General features: G+C 56.0%; 9 protein-coding genes. All 9 read left to right on the top strand.

The window, feature by feature from the left end:
- Window positions 1-135 precede the first annotated feature (135 nt).
- The 9 genes from BB934_RS00680 (at window position 136) to BB934_RS00640 (ending at window position 15,923) form a co-directional block, all read left to right on the top strand.
- Complete coding sequence (locus tag BB934_RS00680; RefSeq protein WP_157933948.1) at window positions 136-1,254, top strand: GNAT family N-acetyltransferase; 1,119 nt, start codon at window positions 136-138, stop codon at window positions 1,252-1,254.
- Between the two features lie 182 nt (window positions 1,255-1,436).
- Window positions 1,437-2,453, top strand: coding sequence for a right-handed parallel beta-helix repeat-containing protein (locus tag BB934_RS00675; RefSeq protein ID WP_162299131.1), 1,017 nt, complete (start codon window positions 1,437-1,439; stop codon window positions 2,451-2,453).
- 652 nt (window positions 2,454-3,105) lie between these two features.
- A complete protein-coding gene (locus BB934_RS00670) occupies window positions 3,106-4,506 on the top strand; it encodes a lipopolysaccharide biosynthesis protein (RefSeq protein WP_157933947.1) in 1,401 nt (466 codons plus the stop codon).
- 23 nt (window positions 4,507-4,529) lie between these two features.
- Window positions 4,530-7,181: an O-antigen ligase family protein gene (locus BB934_RS00665; RefSeq protein ID WP_157933946.1), complete on the top strand. Its 2,652-nt coding sequence runs from the start codon at window positions 4,530-4,532 to the stop codon at window positions 7,179-7,181.
- 492 nt (window positions 7,182-7,673) lie between these two features.
- Window positions 7,674-8,975: a glycosyltransferase family 4 protein gene (locus tag BB934_RS00660; protein ID WP_099507913.1), complete on the top strand. Its 1,302-nt coding sequence runs from the start codon at window positions 7,674-7,676 to the stop codon at window positions 8,973-8,975.
- Between the two features lie 2 nt (window positions 8,976-8,977).
- A complete protein-coding gene (locus tag BB934_RS00655) occupies window positions 8,978-10,162 on the top strand; it encodes a glycosyltransferase (protein ID WP_162299130.1) in 1,185 nt (394 codons plus the stop codon).
- Window positions 10,159-11,547 carry a glycosyltransferase gene (locus BB934_RS00650; protein ID WP_099507911.1) on the top strand — a complete coding sequence of 463 codons (1,389 nt, stop codon included), beginning with the start codon at window positions 10,159-10,161 and terminating at the stop codon, window positions 11,545-11,547. Before BB934_RS00655 ends, BB934_RS00650 begins: the two co-directional genes overlap by 4 nt.
- Window positions 11,548-11,721: 174 nt before the next feature.
- Window positions 11,722-12,981: a polysaccharide biosynthesis/export family protein gene (locus tag BB934_RS00645; protein ID WP_099507910.1), complete on the top strand. Its 1,260-nt coding sequence runs from the start codon at window positions 11,722-11,724 to the stop codon at window positions 12,979-12,981.
- 1,169 nt (window positions 12,982-14,150) lie between these two features.
- Entirely contained in the window at window positions 14,151-15,923 is a 1,773-nt protein-coding gene (locus tag BB934_RS00640) for an Ig-like domain-containing protein (protein WP_099507909.1), read from the top strand.
- The last annotated feature ends 171 nt before the right edge of the window (window positions 15,924-16,094 follow it).

The following is a 16,094-nucleotide window of genomic DNA, read 5'->3' as shown; positions in this document are numbered from 1 at the left end:
CCGCTCAGAGCGGAATTCTCTCCGACTTGAGACTGTTGGGTAAGGCGCTAGCCCCTTTGCGTTCTGTTTCTTCAACAGGTGTAGGCTTAGAGTTGCACAATCTTTGGCCTTGTCTCACTCGAGATGGATCTGTTGATGAGAGCAGTTGTTGTTCCGGCAAACGAGCTTTCGGAAGATTTGGTCGCTCGCTGGACGGAGATCCGACAGAAAAATCCCGCACTATTCAGTCCGTTTTTTCGGCCTGAATTCACGCGGGCCGTGGCAAAAGTTCGGGATGATGTATTCGTCGCCATTATTGATAATGGAATTGCTTTCTTTCCATTTCAGCGTAGTTCAATAGGACATGGAAAGCCGGTCGGCGGCCCGGTTTCCGATTATCATGGTTTGATCGCAGCATCGGATTTCAGCTGCGACCCCGTGGCCCTTATGCGAGCCTGCGGACTGCGAAGCTGGAATTTCGACCATGTGCCAGCATCGCAGGCGATGTTCGCACCTTGGCGCACGATCGACACAGAGTCCCCCGTTGTCGATCTGGATCAGGAGGAATCTCCCGGCTCTACAGCCCTGTATGCCGATCATCGACGCAAAAGACGCCGGCTCGAGCGCGAGGTCGGTCAAGTCGAGGTCGAATTGGAGACGACCGATCCGTCCATGCTCGAATTTTGCCTCAAGTGGAAGTCGGCGCATTACGATCGCATCGGAACGCCTGACCTCTTTGCAAGGCCCTGGGCGCGGTCGCTGATGGATGTGATTGCTTCACACCAGAAGCCGGAGTTCGCCGGAATGCTTTCGGTGATGCGCGCCGGAGGTCAGCCGATTGCGGCTCATTTCGGACTGCGGTCCGGCAACGTTTGGCATTACTGGTTTCCGACCTACGATCCTCAATTCCATCGCCACTCTCCGGGGATGCTTTTGCTGCTGGAGATGATGGCAGGCGCTCCCAAGCTCGGAATTAACATGATCGATTTCGGAAGGGGCGATAACGACTACAAGTTCCGGATTGCCAACCGAAGGGTCCCGTTAATCGAAGGTGCGGTCGTGACGAATTCCACTATCTGGCGCCTCAAGTCGCAGCTCAGGCAGATTGTACGGGGAAGTCCGATGTTAAAGTCCGCTTTGACGCCTGCACATCGACTCTATCAAGCGTTCAATCAACGCTCCAGGTTGAGGGTTTACTGGCTGGATGCCATTTTAGCTTGCGAAATGATGAGGACGTGCCTGCATTATTTGAACACGACCGGCACATTCATATGAATGCACGTTTATACGGCGTTCTCGGTGATTAAGCAGGTGTTATTGGGCTGTCTCCGCAGCCGCGCTCCTCTCTCACGCGATCGCCTTTTGATCGTGCCCCAGTTGCGGCTCTCACCATGCACAATCGCCTCGAGCGTATTCTCGGAATGCAGGAAAAATGCTATACATTGGAGACGGGAGTAATGGCTATGACGTTCGGCAAAACCCGCATTGCGTTTGCCCTGGCGGCGATAATATTCCAAGCTGTGCCGAGCGTTGCGGCGACTCTATACGTTTCGAGGACAGGTGAAGACTCCAACCCGGGAACGATAAGCCTTCCGTTTCGATCGATTTCCAAAGCTGCTCAAGAAGCGAAGCCGGGGTCAAAGATCATGGTCGCGGGCGGGCTGTACAATGAAGTTGTCGTGATTCCCGTCGGCGGAACCGCCGAGCTTCCGGTAACCTTCGAGCCGGCGCCAGGCGAGCAGGTCATCATCGATGGATCGAGCTCGCCACCCGATACCAACCTGGTGCAGATCAATGCGAGCTATGTGAGTTTCCGAGGGTTTACAATCCGCAACTCCACGCGCGGAGGCATCGCCGCGTGGGGAGTTCACCATGTCGGGATCGCGAATAACAAAATTCACGGGAGCCAGAAGGCCGGGATCTGGGTCGGTCATACTGAGACTGGGCAGTCCTACGCGAATGTTATCGAACGTAATGAGGTGTGGAACAACTGTCTGGAAAACAGCTCGCGTGCGGCCGAAAGCGGTTGGCCGCAAGGCATCAGCCTGCGGGCGTCTGACAGAAGCACTGTAGTCGGCAATCGAGTATATCGCAACTACGGCGAGGGCATTGGGACGCTCTCTACCGAGAGCGTAAGTATCTTGGGTAATGATGTTTTCGATAATTTCAGCGTCAACATCTATCTCGACAATGCACCATCCACTGTCGTCCAAGAGAACAAAGTCTATCATACATATGCGAAGGATTTTTATCGCTATGGCAAACCTGCGCTCGGCATCATGATTGCGAACGAGTACACAGAGTTAGAGTTGCCATCGAGAGATATTAACGTAACTCGGAATACACTGGCAGGCGTCGGCAGAGTGACCTATGGTGACTATCAGCGGGCATCCGGATTGATCAACAGTGAGATCAACCCCAATACGGTTACCGACAATCCCGAGCCGCTTTGGCAGCCGAACAAGCAACACTGATTGCCCAGCTTTCGATCGTTCAGCTTGGCCGATCCTCTCTTCTCTAACGGGCTGTAGACAGTGATCGGTCGCTCCCTTCCGCTGACGGAAGTCCAGGGTGAGCTGCAGGATCGAGGGAGACTGAGATGCCGGCGTCCTTTGTCGTTCACGGAGCCGACGCGGATGGACCTCGCGCATGAGAGAATCCGGTTGGTCTTAGCGAAAGCCTGGGCCGCGGGTCCTATGCATCAGGCAACGGCACAAATCATGCCTTAGATGAATAGGAATTCTGGCTCCCGTCTCCGCCATAAGTGCCAAAATGCCAGCCATCTGGATGCCAATACTGCAACTTTTGGAGGCATTCCAAGCCCAAATGAACGCAGGGGAAATAAGTAGCAGGGAGATAACTCGGAAGATCAATGCGGGCCGAGGTGGGGTCGAGGTAAATTGGGACTGTGTAACTCAAGAGTTGTGACGGCAACCCGCTGCTCAAGAACTACTATATTAGGGCAGGGGACGTTTTCTGAATTCCAAAAGCCATTAGGAGTGACGATGCAAAGAATCTCCATGACTACGTTCCAGATGCCCGAGTTGTGGTAACGCATCGATGTTTTCTCGGCAGGAGTTGAACCGAAAAGTTGCTGCAGGTGCGGTTTGGACGCATCTCGCGTTTGTGAGCACAAGATTAATTACCCTGATCAACATTGCGGTTCTCGCGCGCATCTTGGGGACGGACGACTTCGGCTTGGTAGCCGCGGGCCTTGCTGTTCTCGCCCTTCTCGAGGCGGTCTCGGAGGGCGGTGTGGGGGCTGCGGTCGTGTGGCGCCGCCAAGATCCTGAGAAGACGGCTGCAGTCGCCATGACAATCAGTATCATCGGCGCAGTTCTGATTGGAGGCGCGGCTTTTTTTGCGGCTCCGCTCGTCGCCGAAATGTTCTTCGATCATCGATCGGTCGACATCATACGGGCTTTGTCCGTGTGCCTCATCCTATCGGGACCATCCTCGGTCTTCGTGGGGATCCTGCAGCGAGACCTCGCCTTTCGTAAGAGAGTCATCCCGGAAATCCTCAAAGCCTTCACCAAAACCGTCGTGGGAGTAGCCCTTGCACTGTCGGGCTTCGGCGCCTGGAGCCTGGTCTATGGTCATATTGCCGGAATGGTCATTGGCCTCGTGGCACTCTGGTGGCTGTCGGGATGGTCCCCGCGTCTGTCGCTGGATCGTGAGACCGTCTCGAGCATTCTGCCGTTCGGAATCCAGATGACGCTCGTCACGATTCTCAGCGTGCTGAGCAAAAACGCCGATTACATGCTTGTCGGCCATTTCCTCGATGTGGCTACGCTAGGCATCTATGTCTTGGCGTTTTCCCTGACGGATCAGATCATCTTGGGAATTTCCTGGGCAGCAAGTCAGGCTCTGTTTCCAGCCTACGGCGCCATCCAAGCGGATCTGCCAGCCCTGCGCCGTTCCTATGAGGATAGCTTGACCGCCATCGCTGCCTTGACGCTACCTGCGGCAGCCGGCTTGGCGATCGTCGCCGAGCCTCTTGTGCAGGTTCTCTATGGCGAGAAGTGGAGCCAGGTCATCCCTGTCGTCCAGGTTCTCGCTATCTACGCAATGGTGCATTCGGTGGCTTTCAATCTCGGCGATCTTTTCAAGGCTACCGGGCGGCCATGGGTGCTGACATGGACAAACGTCCTTGCATTGATGTGCGCCCCAGCCGTCGCCGTAGTTTCGACCCGCTGGGGCATCATAGGATTTGCCGTCGGCCAAATCGGGCTCATGGCCGGATTCTCGATCGTGCGCCTCGTGATCGCCGATCGGCTTGTCGGCATCGGCCCAAAGATCTTTCTTCGAGCTCTGCGGTGGCCGCTCCTATCCACCTTGGTTATGGCAGGTGCAACGATTGGGGTCGACAAGTTCGTCCACATTGAGGGGGCCCTTCCTCGATTGATCGCTTTGATCGCTGTTGGGTGCATAAGCTATGTGATTGTGCTCTCGATAACTGCTCCATCTCTCCTGTTCGCAGTGGCTGCATTCACGCGATTGAAGCGGCAGCCGCTGCTGTCACCATAACCGTGACGATAGGGGCGGGCCTTATGAAGCTGACGCTGTCTCATAGGTTGATTGGAACTGTTCTGCTTGCGGCATTCGTCGCAGCCGGCACGCTGGGCCCGGTTGCGATCCTGCTGGCAATGGCCCTTGTCCTCACCGCCTGGGTATTCTTTCGCCGGCCTCAGTATGGCGTCGCCGTGCTCGTAGCAGGGACCGTTACGAACCTGTTTGGTGTTGCATCAAACATGCATGGTCTACCTGGAATCCAGGCCCCTTTAACCCTTGTTCTCGCACTGATCCTATTCGTTCGGTGGGTCGCCGGGAAGGAAGATCTAGCGCCGGCTTGGCTGTTTGCACCTTTGCTGATCTGCGCTTATGGCGTCTCTTTATTGTCCCTCGTTCATGTGGAGAGCATCGAGCCGACGCTCGAGAGACTGATCGAGCAGACAAAGGATCTGGCAACAGCTGCGGTCATCATAGCATCCCTCACATCACGGGAGCGGCTGATTGCGACGGTCCGCGCGACGATATTGTGCATGGGCATCATCGCTCTGCTGAGCGTGAGGCAGTATCTTGCCAGCGATTTCAGCAACGATGTTTTTGGTCTCGCTCAGGCATCGATAAAGCAAATCGCCGGAGAAGTTCAGAGATGGAGGCTTTCCGGACCCTTACCGGATCCGAATTACTACGGCCAGGTTCTGGTCATGACGTTGCCGCTTGCGGTCTGCCTTGCGATCGTCGAACGACGCGTCGTTGCTCGCCTCGCATATGGAGTGTGTGCACTGGCGATCTTGGCCGCATCCCTGTTCACGTTTTCACGCGGCGCTCTGTTCGCGATTGCCGTAATGATCGTGGCGGCGACGCTGACGCTCCGGTCAAGATGGCGGCTGCTCGGCGCAGCATGTGTGCTGGCTGTGGTGGTAATAATCGCGCTTCCCAGCGCGTTCATCGATCGCGTAGCGTTGATAGCTCAGGCGGCCCACATTCTGATCACCGGAGAGCAGGCTGTAAGCGATCCCTCGTTGAACAGTCGCATCGCCGTGATGAACACAGCACTGCGCATGTTTGCCGATCATCCGCTCGTCGGAATTGGATTGGGCCAGTATTCCGGTCACTACAGTCAATATGCACTTGTCTCGGGCATCGACCCTGGGGCTGCACCAAACGCGCATAGTCTCTTTCTCGAGACCTTATCGGAAGAGGGAATTCTTGGGTTCATCAAGTTAGCTACCCTTATCATAGTTTCTATGATGGTAGCGATACGCGGCGCCAAGTTACTTCATGCGAGGGGCGAAAAGCGGGATGCTGCGATCGCCGGGAGTTTGTGTATCGGCTTTATAGGATACCTAGCGACGGCCATATTTCTCCATGGTGCATTCCTGCGCTTCTTCTGGATCGAGGTCGCGCTTCTTCTATCGCTATGGCAAGTAAGTAAAGTTGTAACCCAACGACCAGGCTTGGTGAGTGTTATGGAACGACGGAGTTCGAAGATGATGCAGAGAGCGCTGTTAACCGCCGACGTGCTCGGCATTGTTCGGCGACGCAAGGTTCTAATCATAGGCGTTACGATTGCTTTCATGTTGGTGCCGCTCGTGCAGACTCAGCAATCTACGGCGGAGAGCACTCTTCTCTATCGGTTCGGAAGAGAATACTTCCCGGTGCGGCCGGGCGAGGAGCATCGGAACTGGGGCGAAAACGTCCAGGTATCATTGGACGCCGCCTTATTTACCGAGATGCATCTGCTTCGCAGCCGTGAGGTGATTGAAGCTACGGTCGCTGACGTCGGATTGGATAAGCTTTCGCCCCAGCGCGACACAGTTCTGTCGGATGTCCAATCCCGAGCGTCGGGGTTTGTGAAGGGAGTGTTGTCGCTCGGTGCAATGCTCGATTTTGGATCGAGCCCAGAATCTCCGAAGAGAGCGGTCGACCCAGTTGTTGCCGCAGCCAAGGATCTTGGCGAGAGACTGCGCATACGCCGTGTCGAAGGGGCGGCACTGATCGCTGTCGGAATCCAGGATGCCGACCCGGAGACGGCGGAGCGGATCATAACCGCTCATGTCGAGTCATACTTGCGTAAAAGGCAGCAATTGTTCGAAAGAGATCCGTCGAAGTTTTACAGCAGCGAGATTGAGAAAACGCAATCTGAACTGGCTAGCATCGCCGAAAAGATCACGTCCCTTCGTCTCGAACAAGGGGTGCCCGACGAGTCGATCGAGCATTCGGTTCTCTCGGATCGACTCATCGCCTTGGAGCGGCAGCGGCAAGGGATGAGGCAGCCCGACGTTCCGGTTCTTCAGAAAGACCTCAAGGACACACGTGAAGCATTGTTCGATCTGAACGCTCTAACAGCTGCGACGAAACTTCTCGAGGCGCGCTACAAAAACGTCTCCGAGAATCTTGAAAGGATGCTGCAGGAACAAAATCGTTGGCGGCTTGACAATGCCTATGTTCGGGAACTCGGACCGACGATCGAAATCGTTGAGCCGGCGATGTTCAGCGCTCGCCCCTCCGGATTGTCTCGAACCGTGCGAATGATCCTGGGCGGCGCGATTGGACTTTTCCTCGTGATCGGTTTTCTCGTTGGAGCGGCAACGATTGGTCGCAGGAAGGAGGAGAATGCCCAGCCCGAACAGGTAGAGCAGCCGCGGGTCAAGGTTTACTCCAATCCTTCGAGTATCTCACAGGCGGGTCAGTGAACGTAGGCGAATTGACCTCTTTTCGAAGGTACGGATGCGAGGTCAATTCGCCTTCCCGATCACCCTGCTCGGGTGTGAGAATCTGGTGCGAAGTGTCTGCACCACCAATGGCCCCGCTCGGTATTATCGAGCGGAGCTTGCCTGGCCTCGTGCGGCAGGCCAGGCAGCCTCGGCGAGCCCGTTCCACGGGGTCTATCCTCGCTACAGGCATCACCCGCTCGAGACGAAAGCGTTCATACGCCGTACTTCGATCTGCTTAAGAGAAGAACGCGTTGCGGCTAGACCTGGCGTTACGATCGCACTTTTGCAGCGGGAGCGGAGCCATACCCCTTCAGGCTGATTAGAAGCCCCTTGTATGTGATGCTATGTTAAATGGTCGAGCAATAAGTAATGTGTCACATGTTCGCTTAAGACTGACTTTGGATAACTCAATCGCACAAGATATTTGACCGGTCTAATTTTGAATTGCTCGAGAACAGAGGAAGACGTGCATTGATTAGCCAGCCCATCGAAAAAATGGATGCTTCCCACAGGGTCTCTGAGTGGCAGGATATCGAGCCCGAGACCCGGCGCTTGGCTGTTATCGTCACTGAATTTCCGAAGACCACTGAAACCTTCATTATGAGGGACGTGATTGCGTTCTCGAAAAGAGGTTACAACATCCGGATCTATCATCTTACTCATTATAACCGGCGCGAGGTGGTCCATGATTTCGCGCAGCAAGCCGTCGGCTGGTCGAGAGATTTTGCGTACTTTGCTTCAACGGATGTGATTGCAGCTTGTTTCCGCACCTTGTTGAAGCGACCCAGAGCACTGGGACGGGTGCTGCGCGACATCGTCATGGGATGCTGGCGAGATCCTGTGATGCTGCTGAAGTCGCTGTTCATTCTACCCAAGTCGCTTCGCATTTCAGAGGATATTCTCGAATGGGAAGGCGACCATGTCCATGCGGCCTATGCCGGACACCCTGCGACATGCGCATGGATCGTACGTCGGGTTGCAGACGTTCCATTCAGCGTTAGCTGCCATGCACACGATATTTTTGAGACGCAGGCGCTTCTCAGCACCAAGCTTCCCGAGGCTGATTTCGTGCGCACAATCAGTGAGTACAATCGCAATTACATCCTTCGCCATGTTCCGGACCTTGTCCCGAAGCCGCCAGTCGTCATTCATGTCGGAGCATTTCTCGAAAATTTAGCTCCGCCGGCGCCATTTCAGTCCGAAAGGATGCAAGTGCTTTATGTTGGCTCTCTGGAGGCCCGGAAGGGAATCGATGTTCTGCTTCAAGCGGTGGCGCAGGCCAATCTGGGAGATTGGCACTTGGACATCGTGGGAGGCGGTCCGGAGCGTCAACGGCTGGAGGCGCTTTCGGTAGACTTGGGGCTCTCGGATCGAGTGACGTTTCACGGCGCCCAGCCCAACGAGCGCGTTGCGCAGGCCATGGCGCATGCCAGCGTCATGGTTGTTCCAAGCCGGATCGGGCCGAGAAATCAAACAGAGGGTCTTCCCACGGTCATCGTAGAGGCTCTCGCTCATCAGAGGCCAGTCATCGCAACCCGTTTAACGGGCATACCTGAGATCATCATTCACGGTTTTACTGGCTGGCTCTTCGAGGTTGATGATACGAAAGGCCTGTCTCGAGCACTCGAGGAGGTTCGGAGCGATCCGGAAGAGGCGTTGCGGCGGGCTTCACGAGGAAGAGAGCTTGTCGTGAACGAGTTCGACCAGGACAGAAATGCCGATGCGCTTCTATCCTTGATTGGTTCATCCATCGACGCGAGTCCACGGAAATGAATATGAATGCACTCATACGCTCCGGGGACAAATTCGTCAGCGGCAGGCATGACGCGATTCCGCCGCGGGTCAAGGATGTGGTTCTCATCATCGATGACCTTGGAATCGGTGGAGCTCAGCGTGTGCTTGATGTTCAGCTTCGCGCAATGCGCAGCGGCCCCTACTCAATTCGTGTCATAAACCTCTCTGGACCGACATCCGCTTCTGAGCGGATAAGGGCGCTAGGGTTGGAGTTGATCGATATCCAGCAGAATGGCCTATTCGACCTGGCTTCCTGGAAGGTCTTGTGGAAACAAATTCGTGAGTGGAAGCCGCAGATTATTCACGCTCATCTCACTCACGCGGCGATAGTCGGAACGATCCTTTCAAAGATGATTGGAGCGCGTTTCATCGTGACCCTGCACAGTCAAGGTCCTGAGTGTCAGACCTGGCGTGATCGCGTGAAGAGCTTTTTGGAGAGATTGGCCTTGAGCTATGGCTCGGATCTGGTTGTCGCTTGCGGGCCGCGCGTCGCGAAAATGCAGGCCAATCGCGTAGGTCGCACGCCAATGAGCGTCATTGAAAACCGCGTCGAGAAGTCGCCGCCTTTGAGTCCCGATGAGCGATCTCGGGTGAGATCTTCTTTCGGATACGTTCCTGAAGACATCGTCGTAATATCGGTCGGCCGGCTGACGTTCGGAAAAGGGTTCGATATACTGATAAAGGCATTTCGTGACGTCGTACGGACAACCCCAGACGCCAAGTTGCTCATCGTCGGCGGAGGCGATGATCATGACCGTCTCATTCAGGTCGTAAATGCGTCGGAGGGCGAGCGATATGTACAGCTGATCGGCTCTCGAAGCGACGTTGGCCGGTTGATGGCCGCCGCCGATGTTTTCGTCCTGCCATCCCTGTGGGAGGGCCTTCCAATGGTGTTGCTCGAGGCGATGGGAGCTGGACTCCCCGTCATCGCGACGGATGTTGGAGACGTTTCTACGGTCATACGAGACGGTGCCGGGGTTCTTGTGAAAGCCGGCGACGAAGAGCAGCTTGCGACTGCGCTCGGTGAGGTTGTAGGTAAGCCCGAACTGCGAGCGGCGCTTTCCGATCAGGGAAAGCAAGCGGCACGAAAGTATACCGACCTCGACAGTTATTCAGAGGAACTGCATTCCGCCTACTTTCATAACGCTCAGCGAAAGCAATCATGATGAGCATCGACGATCTCATTGATGGCTCGATCGGGAATGGGCAATTAACCATACTTTTGGTCGCTACTCGCGACTTGCGTGGTCAGTTGACAGGGCGGAAGTCCGTGCTGCGCACGACCGTCGAGAGCCTGGCCAAGCTGGGCCACCGTGTCATTGTTGCGCATTTCGGTGCCGGCAAGGACAGCGATGCCAGCGGGTCGCCGGGCGAGTGCGAGCAGGTGCGATATGTCAGAATCGACGGCCCTCGCCCATGGGAGCTGATGATCCAACTCGGCTCTGGGTTCCTGCCTGGGCGAAAATCTCTGAACGAGTGCCTCTATTTAAGCGGGAGAGCGAAAACGGCACTGCGTGATATCGCACGCGCCGAGAAGGTGGACGTTGTCGTCACGGACATGGTGAGAACCGCGGTCTACGGCGAATTTTTGGGCCTGCCGTGGATATCCGACCTCGATGATCTGCTGTCCCTGCGGTACGGACTTCTTGCGAAGGGGCAGAGAGGATTGGACGGGCTGCTCGGCTACCACAAGGCTCCTGCTCTCCGAGCATTGAGCTGGCTGGTCCGGCCTGTACTCGAGATCATCCTGCGGAGAGAGGCGGCAATTCTCGCACGACGGGAAATAGCTGTGGCCCAGCAAGCGGGTCTGACGTTAGCGGTCAGTCCAACGGAGGCAGCAACCCTCGCATCGGCCTCATCGCGATCGATTTTTACGACTCCGCTATCGGTGAAAGGGCCGACTGGGGTTGCTCCATTTGAGGATCGCCGGTGCGAGCTGGTCTTTCTTGGAGCTTTTTCCTATCAACCCAATCGGGACGCCGTACATAAGTTCGACAACAGAATTCTTGGGGAACTTGGTTCTTGTGGCCTGGAGGACGTTTGTCTTCACGTCGTGGGAGAAAAGGGCATCGGTTACGAGTTCTCCCCCAACATTCGCTTCGAGGGCTATGTAGAGGATCTCGATGACGAGTTGCAGAAGTATAAGGCGATGTTGGTCCCGGAACTGCTGCAGGGCGGCATCAAGACGAAGGTCGTCCATGCCGCGCTTAATAAGGTCGTTGTCCTCGCTCATGACACGGCAATCACGGGAATGGGCTTGGAGCCCGATGTCAATGTTCTCACCTGGAAATCTTCGGAGGACCTTGCCGTGCTGCTGAAGCGGGTTCGAAGCAATGACGATAGCCTTCCCGTGATTGCGGAGAATGCGCGGCTCTGGGCTGAAGCCAACTTCGGCCAGCAAAGGGCTGAGGCAAAGTGGAGAAAGTATCTGGCATCGGTGATGGGAAAGTCTGCGGAGGCTTCGTTAGGCCCGGAAACGATCCCGGGCCGAGAGCGCGCTCAAACCGGTCACAACGGGCTTTCGCAAGTTGCCGAGGCGTTGGGGCGCTAGTTTGACCAAGTGCGATCTGATGTCTGGTCGCAAGGTCACATAGGACGAAGTTATGATTCTCGATGACGCTGGTAGGTAGAAGCTAGTCTGAGGGTCAGTCGGAGAGAAGGTTCTGGATGCTTTCAGGCGCGAACCGAGACTGTAAGGCATCTGCTGGGAAATGAGGGGGTGAAAATGGCTGTGAAACTGATGTCAAACCCAACGAAAAGCCCAATCGTGGCTGTTCTCGCGCTTCTCGGTGGCATTCTCCTTTGCGGGAGCGCCAGCATTGCAGCGGAATACAGACTTGCCTCTGGTGACACGATAGAGATCACCATCACAGGCACGCCGCAGCTGCAGCACAAGGCTGTCCTTGGTTTGGACGGCACCGTTTCGCTTCCCGTTATGGGTGAGATCAAGGCTGCTGGGCTGACGCTCTCGGAGCTTCGGGCAAAAATCAACGCGGAAATCCCGAAGAGAATGATGCGCCAGAGAACGGCTGAAGGCCGAGAGCTTGTCTTCACGTTGATGCCGGAAGAGGTCACGCTCAACATCGTCGATTATCGCCCGATTTATATCAATGGTGATGTATCGAAGCCAGGCGAGCAGCCGTTCCGGCCGGGCATGACGGTTCGGCAATCGCTCGCCGTTGCCGGCGGCTATGACACCATACGGAGCAGGCCCGATAGTCCGCTCACACAGTTGGTGGATTCGAGAAGCGAGTATGAGACCCTTCAGGTTCAGTATGTTCAGGTGATGTTGCAGGTAAAGCGCCTGAAAACTGAGTTGGGCGAGACTTCTGACGCCAATGACAAGGAAATCGACAGCGTGCGGATTCCTGAAACATTGTTGATGCAGATATCTGCGGTCGAGAACGATCGCTATTCCAGCAGAACGGGAAACCTGAAGAAAGAAAAGAGCTATATGGAGCGCAGGATTTCGCAGTCCGACACCCAGATCTCGATCCTGTCCGAGCAGCAGCAGAAAGAAAAGGAGGCGATGCAGACCGATTTGGACGATCTGAAGAATCTGAAGGAGCTTCACGATCGTGGAACTGTTCCGATCACCCGGGTCATGGATGCGAGACGGGCAAGCCTCGTTTCCGCATCGAGGCACCTTCAAACCATGGCGCAACTGGAGCAGGCCCGCAAGGAACGCGAGGAGGTCGTGCGGAACTTAGCCAAGGTGGAGGAATCAAGGCGCGATGAGCTCCTTCAGGAGTTGCAGAGTGCAACGCTTCAGCTTTCGTCGATACGTCCGCGGTTGGCGGGACTTCAGCAAAAGCTTCTCGCGTATACAGGCAGTGTCCGGTCGCAATCGCCTTTGGGTTCTAGTGCCCGGCCCGAGATCTCCATTTCACGAAGGGTGAACGATCGCTACGAGAAGATCGTCTCCGGAGAGAACACGGAACTATTGCCGGGTGATGTCGTCGAGATTGCTCTGCGTATCGACTGACAGGTGCGCATGAATCTGCGCCAGAGGAACGTGCAAGTTTTGAGACTTCGCTTACGTGTAACCACTTGGGCCGGCAAAAACTCGTAACCTTGATTGCGAGGCGCCGAGGGATGGCGCCTGCCTTCACATCCGTCAGCAGACCGACGCTTAGCTTATTCGCTCTGCCGGTCTCAGCCGTCAAATTCAGCAAGCAACGTGTTCGTGATCGGCTCATGGGGGAGGCGGGGATGCTGATCGATATCCTCAGGGTATTGCCGTTGTTATCGCGATTTTTACCGCGATGAGCGATCAGTATAGATAGTACAATTTTCCTTTTCTGGTTCGCGCATTCTTCTAGGAATACAAACTTCATCCTTTCACAGCAAGATGAGTGTGTTGAGATCGACATTCATTCGATCAGTATTGCCTTATTGATGTCATAATTAGACGTATATCTCTTGCATCAATAAATTCATAAGAACATAAATTAACAAACGCTAGGGGTATCCAATGACAATCATATCGCATCTATATGCAGCCAGGAATTTGCTTAATATAACCTATTAAGCGTATCCTCCGCCGTCTTTTGGCGCGTTTTTAACGGCTGTTTTGCTGGGAGCCGATCCAAGGCTTTCGTCTATTTCTCCACGCGGCATAGGAATGTTGTGCTTCTGCTTTGCAGGGCATGAGCGGGCTCGTTTGGGCTTGCGGTCATCGGCCCGTCTTTGCTCTTGAGAATTGATCCTGACAAAGCAACCTTGCGGTCAAAGATAGCTCCGAAGGCAATCCAATAGCGGCGACATTCACGGTGCGCCCTGTGGCGCTCACCAATATTGTCTGCGGTTTGCTAAATTGCTCTAGCGATCAATAAAAATAGAGCTTTGTGACTCTCCCGCCCGATTTCGAAATGAAAGGAGGTCGGCAGTGATCAACAATAAGAAGAATACACTTAGTAGAAATAATAAATGTTGAGTTGTTAATAAAAATAATTACTAACGTATTTTAAAAATAAAGGGGCTTACAATTTCAAATATTTCATCACCAAGACCATTGGTGTGTTGAGGCAGCAAACACTGCACTTCACATAAATCGACATTCTTCCTCGCGGAAGAGGGGCGCTGGCGACCTAGCCTGCGCTTCAAGAAACATTCCCTTTCCATTTTCAGAACGAGAAAAAAGCGAGCAAAGCTATGGCCACTATTTATGTCTCGACGACGGGCAGCGACTCCGGTTCCGGCGCCTCCGGCAGCCCGGTGAAATCGATCACCAAGGCGGCGCAGCTGGCCCAGGCCGGCGACACCGTGCTGGTCGCCGCCGGCACCTATAAGGGCACCGTCAGCATCGCCACGAACGGCACCGCCTCGGGCCAGATCACCTTCAAGCCCGTCGACGGGGCGAAGGTGGTCATCGACGGCGCCGGCACCCCGGCCAACACCGATCTCGTCGTGATCAGCGGCGACTACATCACCTTCCAGGGCTTCGAGGTCGTCAACGCGACCCGCACCGGCATCGGCCTGTGGGGCTCGCACGATTCCAAGGTGCTCGACAACAACGTCCACGACAGCTTCCGCGCCGGCATCTATGCCGGATACTCGAGCCCCGGCGTGTCGTACAACAACGTGATCGACGGCAACGAGGTCTGGCGCAACGTCAAGGAGAACATGAGCCGCACCTGGTCCGGCGGCTGGGCCCAGGGCATCAGCCTCGCCATGTCCGACAACAGCACGATCAGCAACAACAACGTCTACGACAACTGGGGTGAAGGCGTCGGCGCCATGTTCACCAAGGGCGCCAAGATCACCGGCAACACCGTCTACGACAGCTACAGCGTCGGCGTCTATCTCGACAACGCGCAGGATGCGGTGGTGCAGTACAACACCGTGTCGCATTCCTACGACACCGCCTTCTACCGCGGCGGCAAGCCGGCTGCCGGGATCCAGATCTGCAACGAGAACGGCGACCGCATGCTGCCGTCGTCGGGCATCGTGATCACCAACAACGTGCTGGCTGGCGTCGGCGACGTGCACTACAGCACCTACGGCGCCAACACGGGCCTCATCAACTCGACGATTTCGCCCAACACGGTCCAAAGCAGCCCCATCCCGGCTCCGACCCCCGGCCCGACGCCGACCCCGACGCCAACCCCGGGCGACGATCCTGTCGTGGCTGCAGACGACAGCTATGGTGCAACGGAAGACGTGGTTCTCTCGGTCGACGCGACGAAGGGCGTTCTCGCCAATGACTCGGCTCCCGATGGTGGTAAAGCGGCAGTTGCCGGCACCTTCGCGACGGCTCAGGGCGGCAGCGTGAAGCTCAACGCCGACGGTTCCTTCGTCTACACGCCGAAGGCCAACTTCTTCGGCACGGACAGCTTCAGCTACACTGCCAAGGACACGGACGGTGACACCGACACCGGTACCGTCACCTTCAAGGTCGCCGATGTGGTCGACACGACCCCGACGCCCACTCCGACCCCGACTCCCTCGCCGCGGCCGACCACCACTAAGACGATCAACGGCACGACCAGCGCCAACGATCTGATGGGCACGTCAGGCAACGACCTGATCGACGGCAAGTCCGGCAACGACACGCTCTGGGGTATGAACGGCAGCGACGTGCTGATCGGCGGCTCGGGCAAGGACACCTTCGTGTTCGCCTCGGCTGGGAGCAACGCCCTCAAGTTGGGTAGCAACAACGTGGATGTGGTCGTCGACTTCAACCCCGCCGACGACACGATCCAACTCGGCGATGCCGTCTTCACCAAGCTGGCGGCCGGCAGCCTCTCCTCGAGCGCTTTCGTCACCGGCACCAAGGCGTTGGATTCCAGCGATCGGATCATCTACAACAAGCAGACGGGCGATCTTTCCTACGACGCGGACGGCACGGGCTCGACCGCCGCAGTGAAGTTCGCCGTGATCGAGAACAAGGCTGCACTCACCGCTGCCGACTTCTACATCATCTAACATTCGTCTGATCCATCAGCAGCGAGGCGGCCCCGGTCATACCGGGGCCGCTTTGCTTTGCGGCATCGATGCCGGAACGTCTTGCTGGCCTCATCTGATCCGAGCGTGGATGGCGCGTAGAAATCCCGATCTGCCGCATTCCACAGGAAGCGGGGTTCAATGCTCGCGCCC

Origin of the sequence: Microvirga ossetica (assembly GCF_002741015.1) — a bacterium.
GTDB classification, from domain to species: Bacteria; Pseudomonadota; Alphaproteobacteria; order Rhizobiales; family Beijerinckiaceae; genus Microvirga; species Microvirga ossetica.
Note: the sequence above shows the minus strand (reverse complement) of the source record. Positions and strands in the feature narration are given on the sequence as shown.

Coding starts and splice junctions, on each gene's coding strand:
- BB934_RS00645 (WP_099507910.1), top strand. CDS start 11,722: ATGGCTGTGAAACTGATGTCAAACCCAACGAAAAGCCCAATCGTGGCT.
- BB934_RS00680 (WP_157933948.1), top strand. CDS start 136: ATGAGAGCAGTTGTTGTTCCGGCAAACGAGCTTTCGGAAGATTTGGTC.
- BB934_RS00675 (WP_162299131.1), top strand. CDS start 1,437: ATGGCTATGACGTTCGGCAAAACCCGCATTGCGTTTGCCCTGGCGGCG.
- BB934_RS00640 (WP_099507909.1), top strand. CDS start 14,151: ATGGCCACTATTTATGTCTCGACGACGGGCAGCGACTCCGGTTCCGGC.
- BB934_RS00650 (WP_099507911.1), top strand. CDS start 10,159: ATGATGAGCATCGACGATCTCATTGATGGCTCGATCGGGAATGGGCAA.
- BB934_RS00655 (WP_162299130.1), top strand. CDS start 8,978: ATGAATGCACTCATACGCTCCGGGGACAAATTCGTCAGCGGCAGGCAT.
- BB934_RS00665 (WP_157933946.1), top strand. CDS start 4,530: ATGAAGCTGACGCTGTCTCATAGGTTGATTGGAACTGTTCTGCTTGCG.